This window comes from Arthrobacter sp. P1_B9 (genome assembly GCF_056406495.1).
Genome location: NZ_JBFUAA010000020.1, coordinates 47,019 through 66,950 on the forward strand (window position 1 = coordinate 47,019; position 19,932 = coordinate 66,950).

22 protein-coding genes are annotated in these 19,932 nt (G+C 64.1%); 19 read left to right on the forward strand and 3 right to left on the reverse strand.

Annotated elements, in window-relative coordinates; translation table 11 throughout:
- The first annotated feature begins 102 nt into the window (after positions 1-102).
- The 4 genes from AC1D1A_RS19920 (at position 103) to AC1D1A_RS19935 (ending at position 2,611) form a co-directional block, all read left to right on the forward strand.
- Entirely contained in the window at positions 103-480 is a 378-nt protein-coding gene (locus AC1D1A_RS19920) for a YybH family protein (protein ID WP_476948520.1), read from the forward strand.
- Positions 481-512: 32 nt separating this feature from the next.
- A complete protein-coding gene (locus tag AC1D1A_RS19925) occupies positions 513-803 on the forward strand; it encodes a muconolactone Delta-isomerase family protein (RefSeq protein WP_476858167.1) in 291 nt (96 codons plus the stop codon).
- A gap of 504 nt (positions 804-1,307) precedes the next feature.
- Positions 1,308-1,850: an MFS transporter gene (locus AC1D1A_RS19930; protein ID WP_476948521.1), complete on the forward strand. Its 543-nt coding sequence runs from the start codon at positions 1,308-1,310 to the stop codon at positions 1,848-1,850.
- Positions 1,847-2,611, forward strand: coding sequence for an SDR family oxidoreductase (locus AC1D1A_RS19935; protein ID WP_476948522.1), 765 nt, complete (start codon positions 1,847-1,849; stop codon positions 2,609-2,611). The genes AC1D1A_RS19930 and AC1D1A_RS19935 overlap by 4 nt, the downstream gene beginning before the upstream one ends.
- A gap of 45 nt (positions 2,612-2,656) precedes the next feature.
- On the opposite strand, the gene AC1D1A_RS19940 is transcribed toward AC1D1A_RS19935, so the two are convergent.
- Both AC1D1A_RS19940 and AC1D1A_RS19945 read right to left on the reverse strand, forming a co-directional pair.
- Positions 2,657-3,355 (reverse strand): SDR family NAD(P)-dependent oxidoreductase, encoded by a 699-nt coding sequence (locus AC1D1A_RS19940; protein WP_476858164.1) that lies wholly within the window; start codon positions 3,353-3,355, stop codon positions 2,657-2,659.
- Positions 3,352-3,747 (reverse strand): nuclear transport factor 2 family protein, encoded by a 396-nt coding sequence (locus AC1D1A_RS19945; protein WP_476948523.1) that lies wholly within the window; start codon positions 3,745-3,747, stop codon positions 3,352-3,354. Before AC1D1A_RS19945 ends, AC1D1A_RS19940 begins: the two co-directional genes overlap by 4 nt.
- A 1,437-nt stretch (positions 3,748-5,184) precedes the next feature.
- On the opposite strand from AC1D1A_RS19945, the gene AC1D1A_RS19950 reads away from it, so the two are divergent.
- The 15 genes from AC1D1A_RS19950 to AC1D1A_RS20020 all read left to right on the forward strand — a co-directional run bounded on the left by AC1D1A_RS19950 (position 5,185) and on the right by AC1D1A_RS20020 (position 18,704).
- Positions 5,185-5,454, forward strand: coding sequence for a hypothetical protein (locus tag AC1D1A_RS19950; RefSeq protein WP_476858162.1), 270 nt, complete (start codon positions 5,185-5,187; stop codon positions 5,452-5,454).
- 81 nt (positions 5,455-5,535) lie between these two features.
- Positions 5,536-6,519, forward strand: coding sequence for a LysR substrate-binding domain-containing protein (locus AC1D1A_RS19955; RefSeq protein WP_476858161.1), 984 nt, complete (start codon positions 5,536-5,538; stop codon positions 6,517-6,519).
- Entirely contained in the window at positions 6,509-7,609 is a 1,101-nt protein-coding gene (locus AC1D1A_RS19960) for a mandelate racemase/muconate lactonizing enzyme family protein (RefSeq protein WP_476858160.1), read from the forward strand. Before AC1D1A_RS19955 ends, AC1D1A_RS19960 begins: the two co-directional genes overlap by 11 nt.
- A 69-nt stretch (positions 7,610-7,678) precedes the next feature.
- Entirely contained in the window at positions 7,679-7,957 is a 279-nt protein-coding gene (gene catC, locus AC1D1A_RS19965) for a muconolactone Delta-isomerase (RefSeq protein ID WP_476858159.1), read from the forward strand.
- 193 nt (positions 7,958-8,150) lie between these two features.
- Positions 8,151-8,999, forward strand: coding sequence for a catechol 1,2-dioxygenase (gene catA, locus AC1D1A_RS19970; RefSeq protein ID WP_476850855.1), 849 nt, complete (start codon positions 8,151-8,153; stop codon positions 8,997-8,999).
- Positions 9,000-9,092: 93 nt separating this feature from the next.
- Positions 9,093-10,529 (forward strand): MFS transporter, encoded by a 1,437-nt coding sequence (locus AC1D1A_RS19975; RefSeq protein ID WP_476948524.1) that lies wholly within the window; start codon positions 9,093-9,095, stop codon positions 10,527-10,529.
- A 73-nt stretch (positions 10,530-10,602) separates the two neighbouring features.
- The gene (locus AC1D1A_RS19980) at positions 10,603-11,376 is read left to right on the forward strand and encodes a 1,6-dihydroxycyclohexa-2,4-diene-1-carboxylate dehydrogenase (protein WP_476858157.1); all 774 of its coding nucleotides are present in this window, start codon (positions 10,603-10,605) and stop codon (positions 11,374-11,376) included.
- 38 nt (positions 11,377-11,414) lie between these two features.
- Positions 11,415-11,999 carry a flavin reductase family protein gene (locus AC1D1A_RS19985; protein WP_476850857.1) on the forward strand — a complete coding sequence of 195 codons (585 nt, stop codon included), beginning with the start codon at positions 11,415-11,417 and terminating at the stop codon, positions 11,997-11,999.
- 415 nt (positions 12,000-12,414) lie between these two features.
- A complete protein-coding gene (locus tag AC1D1A_RS19990) occupies positions 12,415-13,077 on the forward strand; it encodes a GntR family transcriptional regulator (RefSeq protein ID WP_476850858.1) in 663 nt (220 codons plus the stop codon).
- Between the two features lie 240 nt (positions 13,078-13,317).
- Positions 13,318-14,067, forward strand: coding sequence for an amino acid ABC transporter ATP-binding protein (locus AC1D1A_RS19995; RefSeq protein WP_476850859.1), 750 nt, complete (start codon positions 13,318-13,320; stop codon positions 14,065-14,067).
- A 40-nt stretch (positions 14,068-14,107) separates the two neighbouring features.
- On the forward strand, positions 14,108-14,977 hold the full coding sequence (locus AC1D1A_RS20000; protein WP_476850860.1) for a glutamate ABC transporter substrate-binding protein: 870 nt from the start codon (positions 14,108-14,110) through the stop codon (positions 14,975-14,977).
- Positions 14,978-14,987: 10 nt separating this feature from the next.
- Positions 14,988-15,632, forward strand: coding sequence for an amino acid ABC transporter permease (locus AC1D1A_RS20005; protein ID WP_476850861.1), 645 nt, complete (start codon positions 14,988-14,990; stop codon positions 15,630-15,632).
- Positions 15,629-16,489 carry an amino acid ABC transporter permease gene (locus AC1D1A_RS20010; protein ID WP_476948525.1) on the forward strand — a complete coding sequence of 287 codons (861 nt, stop codon included), beginning with the start codon at positions 15,629-15,631 and terminating at the stop codon, positions 16,487-16,489. Before AC1D1A_RS20005 ends, AC1D1A_RS20010 begins: the two co-directional genes overlap by 4 nt.
- A gap of 94 nt (positions 16,490-16,583) precedes the next feature.
- The gene (gene tcuA / locus AC1D1A_RS20015) at positions 16,584-18,077 is read left to right on the forward strand and encodes an FAD-dependent tricarballylate dehydrogenase TcuA (RefSeq protein WP_476858155.1); all 1,494 of its coding nucleotides are present in this window, start codon (positions 16,584-16,586) and stop codon (positions 18,075-18,077) included.
- A gap of 372 nt (positions 18,078-18,449) precedes the next feature.
- Complete coding sequence (locus tag AC1D1A_RS20020; protein ID WP_476858154.1) at positions 18,450-18,704, forward strand: hypothetical protein; 255 nt, start codon at positions 18,450-18,452, stop codon at positions 18,702-18,704.
- Between the two features lie 451 nt (positions 18,705-19,155).
- Here the strand turns inward: AC1D1A_RS20020 and AC1D1A_RS20025 are convergent, their stop codons facing one another.
- Positions 19,156-19,533, reverse strand: coding sequence for a hypothetical protein (locus AC1D1A_RS20025; protein WP_476858153.1), 378 nt, complete (start codon positions 19,531-19,533; stop codon positions 19,156-19,158).
- Positions 19,534-19,932 lie beyond the last annotated feature (399 nt).

Below are 19,932 nucleotides of genomic sequence, written 5' to 3' on the forward strand. Positions count from 1 at the left end.
TCTACCTCGAGCGGGCTCCGTTCGTCACGGGAGAGTTCCTCCATGTCGACGGCGGTCAGAACGTCGGAAACTGACGAGATTCGAGAAAGCGACAGTGTGACCATGACCGTTACGACCGAACAGGCTGCTGCACTCATCCGGGTGCTCGACAGCTGGGCCGACGCTGTGCGGCGCCACGAGCCCAAGCGCGTCGCCGCGTACTTCACCGAGGATGCGATCTTCCAGGGTTTCGACAGGACGCCGGTCGTTGGCCGAGCCGGAGTCGCCGCCTATTACGACAAGCAGCCAGGCGGGCTCACCCTGACGTACACGGTGCTGGAGACGCGTGCGTTCTCGGAGGACACGTTACTCGCGTTCGTCGACGTCGACTTCACGCCGCCGAACGCCGCGGTGATTCCGGTGCATCTGACCGTGGCGCTGGTGCGCTCGGAGGGCGAGTGGCTTATCCGGCACTATCACGTGTCGAAGATCGAGGCGTAGGGTTCACGCGATCGGAGGCGGGAGGAAACCCGATGGAGTTCCTGGTCGACATGAGGACGACGGTCCCGGAGGGCACGTCGGACGAGGCAGTCGCCAATATGCGGAGCAGAGAGGCGGCGAATTCGCGCGCCCTCGCCGCTCAGGGAAACCTCCTGCGGCTGTGGCGCCCTCCCCTCGCAGAGGGCGAATGGCGCACCTGGGGTCTCTTCCAGGCGCGTGACGCCGACGAACTGGAGGAGGTGCTTGCGTCGATGCCGCTACGGGTGTGGCGGCGCGACAGTGTGACGCCGCTGTCGCCACATCCGAACGATCCTGGCGCATAGTTGTCGGCTGCTCCTCACGCTGGGGTGAGCAGTCCGGGGCGGAGTGCGGCTCGGGTCAGCATGCCGTCGGGTACGGTGCGATGCCGGCCGCGACGGCGGCTTCCCGGGAGGCCGCCGCGAGGTCGGCCAGGTGGCGTGCGCATTCAGCCCGCTCGGGTTCGGCGGACGGGTCTGCAGCCGATCCGCCCACCGCATCGACCCCGGGCGCATCCGGGTCCTGGTCTTTCCTCTGGTTCGATCGGCGGCAGCTTCGTGCTCGGGACTGGGCCGATAGTGGAGGCCGCTCTGGCGTCGGACCCCGCATCGCAGTACGGTGGGCGTGCCGTCGCGCACCCGTCGGCGGCTGGTGTGCGATTCGAGCATCCGGATGCCGGAGAACCCGGCGTTCCAGCCCGTTGGCTCCCGTAATAACGTCGACTTCGGCACGGCGGATGCCCCTCTCCGTGTTCGAAGCGACCCGTCAAGACAGGGGAACAAAGTCATGAGCGTCAGCAGGCAGGCGCCGTGCTCATTCCGGGGTTAGTGGTGTTTCTAGCGCTCTCGCCGTTCGCCGGAGCGCTCGTCGCGCGGCTCGGCCCGCCCTGGCTGATGGTGGCCGGAATCCTCGCGGTCGCCGTCGGCTTCTTCCTGCTCTCGGGCGCGCGTCCAGGCGAAAGCTATGTGCAGGCGATTCTGCTTTTGGGGCTCGGAGTCGGCCTGCTGGTGACACGTCTGACAGCCGCCGTGCGCGCGGCCGTCAGCGACGCCGACCTCGGCGAGGCCTCCGCCATCAACAACGGCGGATCCGGAGTCGGGGCCTTGCTCATCACGGCGGTGGTTCCTGTGCTGATCGGGGGATCCGGCGCAAGGGGCCTGACAACAGCCATTCAGGGCGGATTTTCGGCAGCGGTGATCGTGATGGGTCGGATCACGGCGGCTTCGGCGATCGTCACGGCCCCGGTTGTATCCAATGTCCGGCCAGGTGCGATGCCGATTACCGCGGCGCCCAGAATCAATACATGCGCGCTTCCGGTGGCCGATCGTCCCGTTCCGCAGKGAGTGAAATGACCGTGTTCAGCAACGAAGAGATCCGGCGCTCCTCCGGACCGCTCACAGGACAGACTGTCGTCGTGATCGGCGGCAGCAGGGGGATCGGCCGTGCGACTGCCTTCGAGGCCCGCGCGCAGGGGGCCGATGTCATTCTCACCGGCCGCGATCCTAATCACTTGCGACTGGCCGCGCAGGAGGTCGGCGCGCTCAGCACGGCTGCCTTCGACGCCACGGAGCACGAGCTCCTCGAACGGTTCTTCGAGGAGCTCCCCCAACCGATCGACCATGTGCTCGTCACCGCTGGTGGGTCCTACTACGCCCTTTTACCAGATATGGATTTGGCACGCGTCCGCGGCGCGCTCGAAGAGCACCTCCTCCTCACCCTGAAGGTCGCCCGATCGGCCATCGGCACCGTGCGCCCAGGCGGCACGCTGATCTTCATCACCGGCACCGGCGCACGCCGCCCCGGCCCCGGCCTGGCCGTCGCGGGCGTTTTCGCGGCGGCCCTGCCGGCTCTGGTCGCGAATCTCGCCTTGGAGCTGGCGCCCATCCGAGTGAACCTGCTCGCGGCAGGCTTCGTCGACACGCCTCTGTCAGCGTCACTGCTCGGCGACGATCTCGACGCCCGTCGCAGCGAGCTTGGCAGAAGCCTGCCCATCCGGAGGGTCGTGGAACCGGAGGACGTGGCAGCGCTCGCTGTTCACATCATGACCAACTCGGCACTGACGGGTGCGACCTTCGACGTCGATGGCGGCGAGCAAGTCCTTGGGAGGCAGTGAGGAGGCAGGGTGGGTCCACGACACTTCCCCGTACGGCGACGCTGATCAGTTGCCGTCGAAGACAGCCTCTGGGCTCCACTCCGATGCCGGCTGAGAGTGAAGCCGCCAGTAGGCTTCGGCGATCAGTTCCGGCGCGAACGCTGTTCCATCCGCGATGTCTCCGGCGATGGTGACCCCGGTGACGTGCACGTTCTGCCGGGCCAGCTCGTCGTGCAACAAATGGGTCACCGCGCGCAGGGCGGTCTTTCCCATCGAGAGGGTCGCATGCTCGGGCTGCGGGTCGTGGCTGAGCCAGCTGTTCGTCGTCAGGAACGTGCCGGTGCGGGCCTGTGCCATCGCCGGCGTGAGAACCTGCGCAGCAGTGATGGCGCCGAGCACGTCGACGTTGTACGCGGCCATCAGATACTCGGCGTCCGTGGCGAGGATACTGTCTCTTGCGATCAGGGCAGCGTTGTAGACCACGATTCCGGGGGCGTCGATCTGTGCGACGGCTTGCAGCCGTAGACGGAACGCCTCCTGGTCGGCGGCGTCGGCGAGCACGGTGGCGATGTTGGCGCCCGAAGCGCGCAATTCATCGGCGATAGCGGCAAGGGACTCCTCGTGGCGCGCGACGAGCGTGATTCGAAACCCTTCTCTGGCATAGCGACGGGCCACAGCGGCCCCGAGGCCCGGTCCGGCTCCGATGATCAGGACGTGCTTCGGGTCGATTGCGGCCGCATTACTCGTCCCTCCGGTCGGAATCATGCCCTTTCGATCTGCCGGCCCGGCATCGGCTCTGCGATTGCTATCCGCCATGCGGGGGCGCCAAAGGTGTCGGCGAAGTACTGCGTCTCATGCACTACCTTCTCTTGAACGAATTGCATGACGGACACCGAGTATGTTGGCACGCCGTCATACGTGATGATGCACTCGCTCACCCAGAGATTCCCGCTTCCGGCGATCCGCAGTACCGTGAAATGCCTCTCGGCAGGGTGTCCACCACGTTGCGCCGCAATTGTCGTTCGACCACGGAAGCGTTCACCCGACTGGGGATAGTCGAGGATCGCGTCGTCGGAATAGATAGCGTGTTCGGCTTCGCTATCCCCGCTTTCCGATGTGCGCCAGTGTGCCTCGAGTGCCGCCCTGGTCGGATCCATCGTGTTGTCCTTTCCGTGGGTGATCTCCGTCGATTCAGGTCGCCGTCCGGCGGTCTGCTTGTGGTCCAGTTTGAGTGCTGGCAGTTCCTCTCGCAATCCACTTTCAGCCCGAACTGGTCGATCTGAGAGGTCGCGTGCGCGGCCAATGCGGCCGGGGTGCGCATGCCGAGAGTACTTTGGGGCCGGCGAGTGTCTCACGCTCACTCCCCGACCGCCACTGCCGGATGTCGGATCTAACCATCGTCGGGCAGCGAACTCCGACCTTCGATGCCGATGGCGCCCAGCACCTCCTTGCGGAGTGATGAGGACGGGGGGGGTCCTACGCACGACTGAGCGGGATGAGGCTCGATTCCGGCTCAGCGGCTTCTCGGCCGGGCGAGGCAAGGTCGGCGATGGACGCACGCGCGTTCAAAACTCTCGGTGTGAGGCCACGGAGATAGTCTGGCCCGAACGCTCAATGAGGCGGCCGGCAGCGAAGCGCGAGAAAAAGACCTGAAAGCGAACAAGAGGTCGTGCAACGCAAAACTCGTGGCCGAATGAACTTGTTTCAGCAGAAGCATGTCACCACCACAACCCCACGACATGAATAGGTACAGGACCGACCACGGCCACCAGGCCACCCCAGAAAGGAGACCCGGATGAACCCACATCCCAGCAGGCGGAGAGCCCACCAGTCAGGACTCTGAACCCGCCACCCACATAACTCCATAGGCCACCGCGGCGTCAGGCACCAACCGCGGCAAGCGTCAGAGGGACCCAATCAGGGTCAATGTACACACACTAAAGCAAAAACCCCTCTGACGAGGGGGAATGCTGTGCCCGAGGTGGGACTCGAACTGCATTCCCTCCCCTGCAAACAAACACTAGACTCCCGCGGAAACATGCGGAATCCGGCCCAATCCGGGACTGGTACGGCCCGATCCGAAGCCGAAATTGTGTACTTTGTACACACCCCAAAGCGGCCAGCTCCAAGCTTCGCAGCCGCCAGCAGCCCCCCCCCCAATCGAAGGGGCGCGGGACTTGTACTCGACTCTCCATCACAAGGTCACCTCCCTTCAAGCCGTTCATGATCCCGTCGGCGCAACACTGCACGACTGGGCGGCGCCCCTTCAGACGCTGATCGCGGACTAACCGAGCCACACGAAACAACGGAACCCCGGCGGCGGGGGCGGTGGTGGTTGCCGGAGTCCCGGGGTGCGGGGGCGAGCCCGGGCCTGCCTTGCTCAGCCGTGTGAATGACAGAGCTATTTGGTGGTGCTATTTGGCGCGTGCCTGGTGCAGGCCCGCATAATCAAGCGATCCCGTCCACGTTGGTCCAAGTACCAGTCCGCCTGATTTCAACAGTGGGTCGGTGAGTGCGGTCACCAGCCGAAGCGGTGCCCGGAGCGTGGGTTATGGTTGCTGCCCGCGTGACAGCTGTCGCTCGGAGGTTTTCATGTGAGGCAACAAGGGGGCAAATCGCTCGACACCGGGATCACGGTGATGAACGCCGTTTTCAGCGTGATCTTCCTTGCAGACTTCATCTACCGGGTCGTCACCGCGCCATCGCCGGGCGGCTATGACTTCAAGCACTTCGGCTGGGCCGACATCTTGGCCAGCTTGCCTTTCGAACAATGTAACCCTCCTTGCCGCTGGCCTGCCTGTCCGCGCCCCGGCCGCCCACAGGCGGAGATTGGTATGCGAAACGTCCCAATAGCTCTGAAATAGGTATTTCCCCTAACTAATCCGCCCTCCTAAGCTGGTCGGAGTACGGCATATCGCCTGCTTCGAGCTGCCCGGGAGCTTCTTATGGAGACGCGCCACCTCAAGTACTTCATTGCAGTGGCCGAGGAACGTCACTTCGGCCGCGCAGCCCAGCGGCTGCACATGGCCCAGCCGCCGTTGTCCCAACAGATCCGGCAGCTGGAGGAACAGCTCGGCACACCCTTGCTGCTGCGCACTACGCGCAAGGTGGATCTCACCCCAGCCGGACAGGTCCTGTTGGATCGAGGACGGCTGCTGATGCAGGAACTGGAAGCTCTGGAGGAGGACGTCCGGCAGGTCGGCGCAGGTGCCACTGGCGTCCTCCGCGTCGGCTTCACCGGAACAGCCACCTACCGGCTGATGCCCAGCATCGTCCAGGCCGCCCGACGCACTTTTCCCGGGCTCCGCATCACCGTTCAGGGCGAAATGCTGACGCCGCAGATGGAGTCCGCACTCGAGGACGGAAGGCTCGACGTCGCCGTCCTCCGACCCCCAGTCCGCTCCGGAACTGTGGCCCTCAAACTGCTCGAACAGGATCAGCTGGTCGCGGCCCTCCCGGCGGATTCGCCGCTGGCGGAAAAGGGCACCCTGGAACTGGCGGAGCTCGCCGGCCAGGACTTCGTCGGTTATCCGAGCTACTCCGCGGTCAGCAGCATCGTCGTGGATGCCTGCCGCAAAGCCGGGTTCCAGCCGCGGCTCGTCCAGGAGGCCAGGGAAACCTCCACCCTGCTCTCGCTCGTCGCGGCGGGGATGGGGATCGCCCTAGTGCCGATGACTTCCCGGATGTTTTCCTTTCAGGGTGTCGTCTTCCGTCCGTTGCATAACCCGCCGCCGGTCGACCTCGCCGTTGCCTGGATCCGCGACGCTGAGACACCCCTGCTGCGCAGCTTCCTGCAGCTCTTCGATTTACCTCCCACATCGGGCCCTGGCCAGCAACAGCCCCCGCTTCGCCCCGCGGAGTCGCCGGCCCAGTCCCTGCCACAGTCACAACCCGCATCCGCAACAAAGGAACCACCCCGTGAAAATTGACCGCATTGAGGCCATTCCCTACGCCATTCCTTACGCGCGGCCGCTGAAGTTCGCCAGCGGCGAGGTGACTTCCGCGGAACACGTGCTGGTCCGGATCTACACGGACACCGGCATCTGCGGTATCGCGGACACCCCGCCGCGGCCCTACACCTACGGCGAAACCCAGGATTCGATCGTCTCGGTGGTGACCAAGGTCTTTGCCCCGCAACTCATCGGGCTGGACCCGCTGGACCGCTCCAAGGTCCAGCAGCTGCTCCGGCGCACGGTCAACAACCCCACGGCCAAGGGGGCCCTGGACATCGCCCTCTGGGATGTCATCGGGATCTCGCTGGGCACCCCGGTGCACAAACTGCTGGGCGGCTTCACCGACAGCATGCGGGTCTCGCACATGTTGGGCTTCAAGCCCGCCGCCGAGCTTCTGGAAGAAGCGCTGCGGTTCCGTGAAAAGTACGGCATCAACACCTTCAAGCTCAAGACCGGGCGGCGGCCCCTCTCCCTCGACGTCGAGGCCTGCCATGTTTTGCGGGAGGGCCTTGGCGAGGACGCCGAGATCTACCTCGACGCCAACCGTGGCTGGACGGCGAACGAGGCCATGGAGGTCCTGCGCAGGACCGAGGGCCTGGGCCTTTCCATGCTGGAGGAGCCGTGCGATGCCGGCGAGGCGATGGGCCGGCGCCGGCTGGTGCAGAGCTCGAGCATCCCGATCGTGGGCGACGAAAGCGTCCCCACCCTGGGCGATGTCTCCCGCGAATTGCTTTCCGGCGGCAGCACCGCGATCTGCATTAAGACTGCGCGCAGCGGTTTCACCGAAGCCCAGCAGATCCTCGGCCTCTGCGTGGGCCTCGGCGTGGACGTCACGATGGGCAACCAGATCGACACCCAGATCGGCAGCCTCGCCACGGTCACCTTTGGTGCGGCGTTCGAGGCCAGCTCCCGGCGGGCCGGGGAGCTCTCCAACTACCTGGACATGACGGACGACCTGCTCGCGGAGCCGCTCGAAATCAACGACGGCGCCATCCGGGTCCGCGAGGTCCCCGGCGTCGGCGCGGCCATCGACGCCGACAAGCTGCAGAAATACCGACAGGACTAGGCCGGCCCGGCCCCGCATCCTGCCCTCAGAACGCCCGCATACCGCTCCCCACCCCGCAAGGAGAACCACATGCTGTACCTGGTCCGCATGGACGTCAATATTCCGCTGGACACGCCCAAGGAACACGCCGACGCCATCAAGGCGGAAGAGCGGGAGTATTCCCAGCAGCTGCAGCGCGACGGACGCTGGGCGCATTTGTGGCGGGTCGTGGGCGAATACTCCAACTACTCGGTGTTCGACGTCGCGGACAACGACGAGTTGCACACCCTGCTCTCCGGACTGCCGCTCTTCCCCTACATGGACATCAAGGTGACGCCGCTGGCCATGCACCCGTCCGCTGTGAAATAGCCCGGCCCCTCGCTCGAACATTCATATCCAAAAGCTTTCAATGGGCCGGAAATAGGTATTTCCCCTCGATCAATTACGGGCCTACCGTTGAATCAACACCGGTTGTGATGTGCGGCACGGCACTGAGCGAAATTTGCCAGTCCGAAACCGCCGACCGTTTTTACCATCGTTCTTTTTTGACAAGGGAGTCACCATGACAATGGAAACCGAAGCCACAGCAGCTTCCTCGGGCGCAGGGGCAACCGCCCGCTTCCGGGAGAACAAGCACCTCGCCGCCGGCACCAGCCAGGAGCGGGTCAGCACGCTTGCCGGCCGCGTCATCAAGGCGATCAACGACACCGTCCTGGACGAGAAGGTCACCTACGACGAATACAACGCTTTCAAGGCCTGGCTCATCCAGGTCGGCGAGGACGGGGAGTGGCCGCTGTTCCTGGACGTATGGGTGGAGCACTCCGTCGAGGAGGTCGCCAATTCCAGCCGCCACGGTTCCAAGGGCAGCATCGAGGGACCGTACTACATCCCGAACGCCCCCACGCTCAACACCCCGGCCACCCTGCCGATGCGCGACGACGAACCAGGCACGCCGCTGCTGTTCCAGGGCCAGGTCACGAACGTCGCCGGCCAGCCGCTCGCCGGAGCACTGATCGAACTGTGGCACGCCGATGACCTCGGTTTCTACTCCCAGTTCGCCCCCGGGCTGCCCGAATGGAACCTCCGCGGCTCCATCATCGCCGACGCTCAGGGCAACTTCCAGATCAACACCATGCAGCCTGCGCCGTACCAGATCCCCACCGACGGTGCCTGCGGTGCCCTCATCGCCGCGGCCGGCTGGCACGCCTGGCGGCCGGCCCACCTGCACCTGAAGGTTTCGGCCCCGAAGCACGAGCTCATCACCACCCAGCTCTACTTCGAAGGCGACGAGCACGTCGCCGACGACATCGCCTCGGCCGTGAAGCCCGAACTCGTCCTGGCCCCCACCGAGCGCGCCGACGGCAAGGGCCGCGAAGTCACCTATAACTTCGTGCTCGATCCCCGGGGCTAAGCCCCCCTTTTCGGCGCCGGGGCCCGAACCGCCCGGCCCCGGGCCCAACCCCAATATCATCCCCACCACCCGCCGTAATGCCGCGTGCCCAAAATGAAGTGGCCGCAGCCGCCCGGCCCCCGGATCAGTCGGGTCAGAACATCACACGAAAGTGAGTTACCGGTGACTACACTCGCCTATAACGTCCAGGACGTTATCGACAACACGCCCATGGGAATCAAACGATGGTCCATCGTCGTCCTCTGTTTCGTGACCGCACTGCTGGACGGATTCGACACCCAGTCGATTGCATTCATCGGACCGGCAATCGCCGAAGACTTCGGCCTGCAGGCCACTGACATGACCTGGGTGATCACCGCCAGCACCGTTGGCATGTGCGTGGGCGCAATGTCCCTTGGCACCTTCGGGGACAGGATCGGTCGGAAGAAGACCATCCTGCTCGCACTGGCCCTTTTTGGTGTGTTCTCCCTTGCCGGTGCTTTTGCTCAATCCCTGGAGCAGATAGTCATTCTGCGCTTCCTCATTGGCCTCGGCATGGGCGGGGCCACCCCGGCGCTGCTGGCACTGACCGCCGAGTACAGTCCCAAATCGCGCCGCGGCACGTTCATGACATTGGTGTTGCTTGGCCTGCCCGGTGGCGCGCTACTCGGTGGGCTTATGGCGGCGGCATGGCTGCCAGTGATGGGCTGGCGTGGCATCTTCCTAGCCGGCGGCGTGCTGCCACTTGCCATGGTTTTGGTCTGCAGCAAGATTCTCTCCGAATCGCCGATCTTCCTGGCGGCCAAGGGCACCTCCGCAGCCGACGCACAGGCGCGTCAGATCATGGCCTCAATTTCCGGGAGCCCAGTCAGCCCGGACGCCGTGCTCGCAACCAACGACAAAATGCAGGAGCGCAGCTCCGTCGCCGCACTTTTCTCCGCTAAGTACCGGATGGTCACCATCGCGGTCTTCGCCACCTACCTGCTCAATTGGATCGCGTGGTTCCTGCTGCTGCTCTGGATGCCAACCGCGCTCAAGATGTTGGGGCTGGCCGGCTCGCAGGCCGCGATGGGAACCGTGACCGTCAACGGCGCCTTTATCCTCTTCGCCATCCCTCTGTCCATCATCCTGCCCAAGGTCAACCCCAGAAAATTGCTGCTGGTCATGTTTGCGGCGGGGATCGTCATCGCGCTGGGCCTGGGCCTGGCCGGCTCCAACTTTGCGCTGGTCTTCGTGCTTATCGGGCTGGCCGGCTTCGGCATTGGCGGCCAGCAGTTGGCCCTGAACTACCTGATCGCCAACGCCTACCCCACTCAACTTCGTGCCACGGCTACCGGCTGGGGCATCGGAATTGGCCGCCTCGGTTCCATCGTGGGCTCCGCCCTCGGCGGGCTCATTCTCACGGGACTGGGCGTCTCCGGCTACTTCATGGCACTCGCGGTACCCCTGGTTCTGGCCGGATTGGCCACCCTGATGGTGCGAAGCTCGACAGTTAAAGCCGAGATTGCTTCGACGGAGCCGGCGCCACGGGAACGTGAATCCATCAGCTGACGCGGGGGCACCTACGCAGATATCGAACTGGCCTCAACGGCTGAAAAATCCCAATAAGAGAGGACGCACAGCAATGCGTTTTACCGACAAGGTTGTTGTGGTGACCGGCGCTGCCCAAGGGATTGGTGCCGTCGTCGCCCGTAAGATTGCGGCCGAGGGAGGCACCCTAGTGCTGGCGGACCGGTCCGAGCTGGTCATTGAAGTGTGTGCTGAGCTGACGGCCAGTGATGCACCCGCACGATACTTCCTCTGCGATCTGGAAACTTATGCGGGCGCCGTGAAGCTGATGGCCTACGCCGTGGCAGAGTTCGGACGCATCGACATCCTGATCAACAATGTCGGCGGTACGATCTGGACCAAGCCCTACGAGCACTACGAGGAGGACGAGATCGAGGCCGAAGTGCGGCGCTCCCTCTTCCCCACGCTGTGGTGCTGCCGCGCAGTGCTGCCGCACATGGTCGAACGGACGGCCGGGGTCATCGTGAACGTCTCCTCGATAGCCACCCGAAGCATCAATCGCGTTCCATACGCGTCGTCCAAGGGTGGGGTCAACGCTCTGACCGCGTCGCTGGCGTTCGAAGCCGCTCCGAAGGGTATCCGGGTAGTGGCCACCGCGCCCGGCGGCACCGAAGCTCCGCCGCGGAAGGTCCCGCGCAACCCGAACGCGCAGTCCGCCCAGGAAGAGACGTGGTACCAGCAGATCGTGGAACAGACCACCGAAAGCACCCTCTTCAAGCGGTACGGCACGCTGGAAGAGCAGGCAGCTCCGATCTTGTTCATGGCCTCTGACGACGCCAGCTACATCACTGGCGCGGTGCTGCCGGTGGGCGGCGGGGACCTTGGGTAATTCAGCGCGGCCTGAACAACAGCAGAAAGGAGAAGTCGATGACTCAGGAAGTCATGGGATGCATTGAAGAACGAGAATTGCGCCACGCCTTTGGCACGTTCGCCACCGGTGTCACGGTGGTCACCACCCGGACGGACGACGGCGTTCCGCACGGCGCCACCGTCAGCGCCTTCACCGCGGTATCCCTCGACCCGCCGCTTGCCCAGGTCACACTGACCCGGTCCTCGCGCGGCTCCCGGTATCTGGAAGCTGCGCCCTTCGCTATCAACATCCTGTCGGTAGAACAAAAGGATGTGGCCCTGCACTTCGCTGGCAAAGTCCTTGACGCGGAACCGGAATGGACGCTGGACGGCAACGTCCCGGTGCTGACGGGGAACGCCGCGACGCTTAAGTGCCGGCCGTGGAATATCTACGACGGCGGCGACCACATCATCGTCGTCGGCGAGGTCATCACACTGGACGTCACCAAGCGGGAACCCCTCGTGTTGTTCGGCGGCGAGTTCCACAATCCAGGAGGACGGATCGAGGGTGCCCGGCGGGATAACTCCGGCGATGCTCCCGAATCGGACTGGTTCGCCGGCTCCAGCTCCTTCAGGCCGCTTCACGACCGGACACCTGTCTAATCTGACCGGCCCTGCAGGGCGCAGCGATCTACATGTCGGGCTATGCGACTCAGTCTCCCGAGTAAATGACCTCGGCCAAACTCAGGCTCGCCACGGCCTCCCTGGGCAAGCCCGGAACCAAAGTCGGCGATCTCTGCACCGAACTCGGCATCACCCGCCAGACCCTGTACCGGCACGTATCACCGACGGGCGAGGTCCGCCCGGATGGCAAAAGTTGCTGGCGAAGAACTAGGCCGGCAGCGGCCGAACAATACCGATTCATGCACCATCCGGATGGAAAGGACAACACATCTTGGACTCGCGCGTATCCACTGGAATACTATGGGGGTCCGGGCGATGGCTCGGGTCTGCGAACTGGCGGGACCGAGTGGCGGCGTAAGCCTCCCTTCCGAGTCGCCACTGTGGAAGGAAAGTTGTGTCACCTGGTTCTGAAACGATGCGGCACGACGGGGATTCGATCTACGCCCAGCTGCGCTCTGAAATCCTGGCCGGTGCAATTGCTCCGGCCACTCCCTTGCGGGAAGTTACCTTGGGGGAACGCTTCGGTGTCTCCCGCACGCCGGTGCGCGAGGCTCTTCGCCGCCTCCAGCACGACCGTCTTCTGGATCGCGGCGCCCGTGGACTGCAGGTCCATCAGGCAACACCCCAGGAAGTCATACAGGTCTATGACGTGCGGATTCTTTTGGAACAGGAGGCGGCCGGGCAGGCGGCCCTGTCCCACGACATCACTGACATTATGCAGCTCGAAGGCCTGGTGGAACGTGACCGCGCACTTTCGGAGCCGGATGACAACACCCGGGCGTCGACGAACCTGGAGTTCCACGCAGCCGTCTGGGCGGCTGCGCACAATCCCGTCCTCCAGGATCTCCTGCAGCGGCTGTCCACCCACCTGATCCGCACGCCGCACTCGACTCTGTCTGTGGGAGAGCGTTGGGACGAGGCCCTGGCCGAGCATTCGAAGCTGGTCGCGGCCATCACCGCCGGCGACGAAACTGGTGCGCGGAACACCGCACGCGAACACATGGAGACAGCCCGTCGGATCAGGCTCGACCTGCTGCGGAAATCGGCCTCCCACTAAGATCACCGCCAGGCTCTCCGGCTAGCTCTCCGGGCCCCGATGCGCCAGCTTTTCTGCCTTCTCCCGGGCATCAGCCCGGTGCTGCCACCCTTGCGCCCACCGCTGCCATTGGTAACTGCCGCGGCGGTGGGCGAGACCTCCACACCCATCCAAGACTCGTAATGACTTGCCGTGATTGCGGTCACCATGCCACACTGTACTTCACTGTATACAGTCGTATTCCATCAAAGGAGATAGATCATGACAGCCATCACGGAGACGGACACCGTCGTTGAGTTCCGCGGAGTCGGCAAGCGCTTTGGCAGCATGCAGGCCCTGACCGGCATTGATTTGTCGGTGCGCCGTGGCGAGGTGGTCGTCATCCTGGGCCCGTCAGGGTCGGGCAAATCGACGCTGTGCCGGTGCATCAACCGGCTCGAAGCGATCGACGAGGGCCACATTCTCATCGACGGCCACGAACAGCCGGTGGAGGGCAGGGATCTGTACAAGTTCCGTACCGAGGTGGGGATGGTCTTTCAGTCCTTCAACCTCTTCTCCCACAAGACCATCCTGGAGAACATCACCCTCGCCCCACGGAAAATTCTCGGCCTGGCCAAACAGGCGGCAGAGACGCGGGCCCACGAACTGCTCGCCATGGTCGGCATCGCCGACAAGGCACACAGCAGGCCTGCCCAGCTCTCCGGAGGCCAGAAGCAGCGCGCGGCCATCGCCCGCGCACTGGCCATGGATCCCAAGGTCCTGCTCTTTGATGAACCGACGTCGGCGCTCGATCCGGAATCCACCCGCGAGGTTCTGGCGACCATGCGGAGCCTCGCGCAGAGCGGCACGACGATGATCGTCGTGACCCACGAGATGTCGTTCGCGCGGGCCTTCGCGGACCGGATCGTGTTCATGGCCTCCGGCGCCATCGTGGAAATTGCCGACCCTGAAACGTTTTTCACCTCCCCTTCCTCGGACCGGGCCAAAGCCTTCCTCTCCTCGGTCCATTAACAGCACCTGTGCAACGACGCACCCACCCTAAGGAGTCACCATGAAACGCGAGCACTTCCTGCCGGCCCTGGCCATCGCCGGCGCATTGGTCCTGGGCACCACAGCCTGCGGCGGCAGCACCCCGGCCGCCGAGACCCAACCGGCCCGGAGCTTCCCGGCCAACAGCACGATGGACAAGATCCAGAAACGCGGCAAAGTGATCGTCGGGGTCAAATTCGACCAGCCGCTCTTTGGCGTGAAGAATCCGGTCACCGGCAAGATGGAAGGCCTGGACATTGAGATGGCCAGAATCCTGGCCAAGGACCTCACCGGCAGTGCAGAGAATGTCGAGTTCGTTGAGGCGGTCACCAAAAACCGTGAGGCGTTCCTGCAGCAGAACAAGGTCGACGCCGTGATCGCCTCCTACGCAGTGACGGACGAACGGAAGAAAGTCGTCAGTTTCGCCGGACCCTACCTTGAGAGCAACGTGGCCCTGCTGGTACGCAAGGACGACAGCTCAGTGAACAAACCCGAGGACCTCCAGGGAAAGACCGTGTGTTCCACCACCGGCGCCCGCGCGGCCCAGCTCATCGGTGCGGCCGTGCCCGCGGCCAACGTGGTCCTGTTCAGCACCTACAGTGAATGCGCGCAGGCACTGAAGGATAAGAGGGTCGACGCGGTGACCACGACCGAGGCAATCCTGCTCGGTGTCCAGTCCCAGAATCCGGATGCCTACCGCATCGCGGACGGCCATTTGGCCGATGCCGAGGAATTTGCCATCGGCGTGGCCAAGGACGATGCAGCATTTCATGACTACCTCGATCAGCTCCTGACCAAGGCCATCGCGGACGGGGACTGGAAGAAGGCCTACGACGCCACGATCGGCCAGGTCAAGCCCGGCGATGTTACCCCGCCCAAAGTAACGCTGTAGGGATCCGCTGATGTCATTCCTTCTCAATCACCTCGGCGATTTTGGCCAGGGCGTGATGGTGACTCTGGGACTCGTTCTCCTGGGGGCCGCCGGTTCGGTGCTCCTGGGGACACTGCTCGCCGCACTGCGGACGAGCCCCATCAGGACGGCCCGGGGTGTTTCCTCGGCCTACGTGCTGATTTTCCGGAACGTGCCGCTTCCCGTGCAGATGGTGCTGTTTGTCTTCGGACTGCCGGTCCTGGGCATCCAGTACTCGCTCTACGCCTCGGCCGCCATCGTCCTGGTGCTCTACACCGCGCCGTTCGTAGCCGAAACCCTGCGCGCGGGCCTGAACACCGTGGACCGCGGCGAGCTGGAAGCCGGACGCGCCCTGGGCTTCGGGCCGATGGCCTCACTGAATCACATCGTCCTCCCGCAGGCCTTCGCCACGGTGACCAGACCGCTTGGCAACGTCTTCATCACCATGGTCAAGAACACCTCGGTCGCTGCCCTGGTGGGGGTATCCGAACTGACGTTCCTTTCGGACAAGATCGCGGTGGATGAGGCACAACCGTTCATTATCTTCGGCGGGGCCGCCCTCTGCTACCTCGCCATCGGGCTGGTCATCGGCCGGCTCGTATCCGCAGTCGATCAGAAGGTGGCGTTCAGCCGATGAGTACCGTATCGCTTTTTGACCCGGCCGGTCCGCGCGCCAAACGCCGCCACCTGCTCCTGGAAATCCTCACCRCCCTCATCGTGATCGCCGGCGCCTATCTGGTCTTCCGCGTCCTCTACGACAAAGGCGAGCTGAGCGCCGCGGCGTGGGCCCCGTTCGCCGAGCCCGGACTCTGGGCGCTTCTCGGCCAGGGGCTGTGGAACAACATTGCGGCCGCAGCCGTCGGCATGGTGCTGTCCATGATCACCGGATGCCTCCTGGCCTTCGGACTCGTCTCCACACACGCACCTCTGCGCCGGACCTGCCGGGTCTACACGGACGTCTTCAGCAGCATCCCCCTGCTCCTACTGCTCTACTTCACGTCCCTGGTGCTGCCCAACTACGGCCTCAAACTCGGGGACTTCTGGTTCCTGGTCATCGCGCTGACCCTGTACAGCGGGGCCGTCATCGGTGACCTGCTGCGCTCCGGGATCCTCGCGCTGCCGCCCGGTCAGGCCGAGGCCTCCCTCGCACTGGGTTTCTCCCACGTAGGGACGCTGCGCCTGGTCCTGCTCCCGCAGGCCCTGCGGTCCATGAGTCCTGCCCTCGTGAGCCAGCTCATCATCCTCTTCAAGGGAACAGCACTGGCCTTTGTGCTCGGCGGCTACATGGAACTCCTGAGGTCCGCCACCGTCATCGGCCAGTACTACACCCGGTCCCTGCTGCAGGCCCAGTTTGTTGCCGCCCTGGGATTCCTGGTCGTCAACATCGCCCTCGGCGCCCTCGCCGTGGCCCTAGAGCGCCGCCAAAACCGCCTCGCCGCCCATGAACCGCTCCCCGTGACAGCGGCAGAGCCAGCCCCCGTACCGGCCCGCTAACACCCCCGGACGCGCTCCTATCCCCAAATCACCCCTATCTCGCTGTGTATACAGTCGAATACTTAAGAATTCAACATGAAGGAGACAGAAAACAATGGCTGATCAGAACGAACCTGCAGCGGGAAACCTCACCAAGGCCGACGTGATCGTCGTCGGCGGCGGAAATGCCGGATTCACGGCGGCCCACGCCGCTGCCGTCCGCGGACGAAAAGTCATCCTGCTCGAAAAGGGCACCAAAGACATGGCCGGCGGCAACAGCTTCTACACCGCCGGCGCCACACGCATCGTCCACAACGGCCTGGATGACCTCCAAGGGCTCGTGGAACCGGACGAACGGCACAGCCGGACCGTCGTTCCGCCCTACAGCGCTGAGGAATACGCGTCTGACCTGGAAAAGGTCACCGAAGGCCGCAACGACCCGGCACTGACGGAAGTCCTCATTGCCGAGAGCCAGTCCACCCTTCGGTGGCTCAACAGCCTGGGCCTGAAGTACCGCCTGATGTACGAGCGTCAGGCCTTCGAGCGTGCCGACGGGTCCTACCTCTTCTGGGGCGGCCTGCACGTGGGAAACGTGGGCGGCGGCGAAGGCCTGATCGAAGACCACACCCGGGTCGCTGCAGAGCTGGGCATCGAAGTCAGGTACGGCCACGCGGCCCAAAGCCTCATCGTTGAGAACGGCCGTGTAGCCGGCGTCGTCGTCAACACCGCTGGAGGGGAGCTGCGCCTGAGGGCAGAATCCGTGATCCTCGCCGCCGGAGGCTTCGAGGCGGACCCGAAGCGGCGGCGGGAGTACTTGGGCGAAGGCTGGGAAAACGCCAAGGTACGCGGCACTCCCTACAACACCGGCGACATGATCGCCGCAGCGTTGGAGATCGGCGCCACCAAGGGCGGAGACTGGGGCAGCTGCCACAGCGTCCAGTGGGATGCCTTTACCGCCACTAACGAAAGCAACCGCGAACTCACCAACCGCCTCACCCGGCAAAGCTACCCGTTTGGAATCATCGTCAACACCGACGGCAAGCGTTTCCTGGACGAGGGTGCCGACTTCCGGAACTACACGTACGCCAAGTACGGCAAGGAAATCCTCAAGCAGCCCGGCTCGGTTGCGTACCAGATCTTCGACGCCGGCCTTCGGCCCATGCTGCGCAGCGAAGAATACGAGATGCCCGGCATCTCTGTCGAGGTCGCCGACACCCTCGAGGACCTGGCCGTCAAAATCGGCATAGACCCGGAAAGCTTGTCCAAAACAGTGACGGACTTCAACAGCTCGATCGAGCGCTCCACCCCGTTCGACCCCAACGTTAAGGATGGCCGGAAGGCCGCAACCGAACCGGTCAAGAGCAACTGGGCCGCCCCGATCGAAACCGGACCCTTCTACGCCTACGGCGTCACCTGCGGAATCACGTTCACCTTCGGTGGCATCAAGTCCGACACCCACGGCCGCGTCCTGGACGCAGACGGCAAGCACATCGAAGGCCTGTTCGTGGCAGGTGAAATGCTCGGCGGACTATTCAGCGTCAACTACCCGGGGGGCACCGGACTTGCTGCCGGGTGCGTCTTTGGGCGGCGGGCGGGCGTCCTGGCGTAGGGCACGGATCCACTGCACTTCTCCTCAAAAACCCGGGCGGGCCACCGCCGGCTTCACTCGCTCCGACGCTCGTCGCAGTGACCGGGACTGAGGGAGAGCCGGCTCTTGACGGCGAAACCTCCCCCGGGAGATTTGCCCTGATGTTCGCGAGCAAAACGGGTCTCCCGAGCGGACCATCACCACCGACTGCCGGCCCATTGTCCGGCACAGATGGGCGCTCTTCCCGCACTCAATCGCAACAGGCAGCCCGATAGTCGGGCGTGGGAAGAGAGCCCATAAGGAGGAGGCAGGGTGGCGGAAACGCCGCCCTGCGACCTCCCCCGACGCTCAAACGATGCCGGCACCGCAGTCGCCCCAACCCAAGGACAACCCATGACGCCCCGATCGTCCGGATCTCATACAGAAAACCGGAAACCCGCCCCCGTTGCCAACTGGTCCAAGCTCTCACGGGCCGACTACGTGCAAATCCACCAACACGGGGAAGTCATCGCTACCGGGCGCATCGACATGCTGGCAGCTGACGGCAGCGTGCTTTGGCTCCATCTCGCGGGCGGCAACGAACGCGCCATCTTTCTCCAGAGTGACGGGCTAAGAATCTACCGAAGCCACCGCAGCGCAGCCAACTGACGGAACAGCTTCATCCCAGGACCGTGCTGGTGCTGCACCGCGCGGCCCGACAACAGCTGAACCGGATCATGGAACCGGGCCACCAGACATTCGGCTAACGTCACGATGACCAGTTCAGAGTGCAGAGGACTTCTGACATTCCGTGCCTCGACTGCTGAAAATGACAACTTTCGAAGCCCATGGCTGAAAGACCACGCTGTCTCAGTAATTGATCGTTATTGAGAACGGTGGGACCACCCCTTTGGCTCCTTATGCGCGCTATCGTGTGGCATGAGCTGTGGAGTTGGTCGCTCTGTGGCGGCGTTTTTTGGTCGGTCCGTGTCGCAACAGTGCCCGTAAGGCGAGCACCTATTCCCAATACATCGCAGCCGCACGTGAGCAGAGGCGCATCTCATGACCGCCGACACGAAACGCCGAGGCTAGTCGACGCACCGGATCGCGTCGCAGACGTTCACGGCTGGGCGTGACGCTCCAACGCGTCCAGAGTCGTCTCGGGCGATGTGTTGAAGCAGAAGGTGATTCCGGGCGATTCCGCATTGCACACGTTGATGATCCGTTCGAAGAGCTCGGTGTACTCCGGGATCATCCTGATGCCGCCCCCGATCATCACGAGGCCGAAACGATCACGACCGAACGCCGAGCGAATCTCTGCTTCGGCCTCGTCCGGGGAGGTGCCGATCAGGCAGTTGACGGCGTCGAAGCCGGCGGCCGTAGTGGCCCCGAACCCCGCTTCGATCCGTTCGGTCATCGTGGCCTCGTCGAGGCCAGGAGGCAGCTTGCTATAGTCGAGGGCTCGCGCGAGGATGCCGATCATGAGGATTCGAGTCATGGGCCTCATTGTGGCATGCACCCGAAACACTTGGCTGCGGGCCCGCTGGATCCTTGMTCGACCCGCCCCGCCCCAGATGAGCTGTTCCTGTAGTGCAGAGGACTCGTGACGTTCCGTGCAGACGACTTCGGAAAATGACATTGGTGGGCCGGCTCCAGGTTTGCAAACCGCCCGTTAGACGATCCCCCACCGCGACACCGTCCGCCCGCACTGGCGCTGCGAGAAATCAGATACAGATACTGGAAACTTGGATTCGCGCATGCCCCGCCCGCAAAACTGTCCCGCTCAGGTTGGACAATCGCGACAGTTGCACCCCTGCCCGCGCAGATCATCGGGCTACGCCCGGATCTCCACCAACGAACAGGACCTGACAGCGCCACGCTTTGGCTGGGTGTCCCC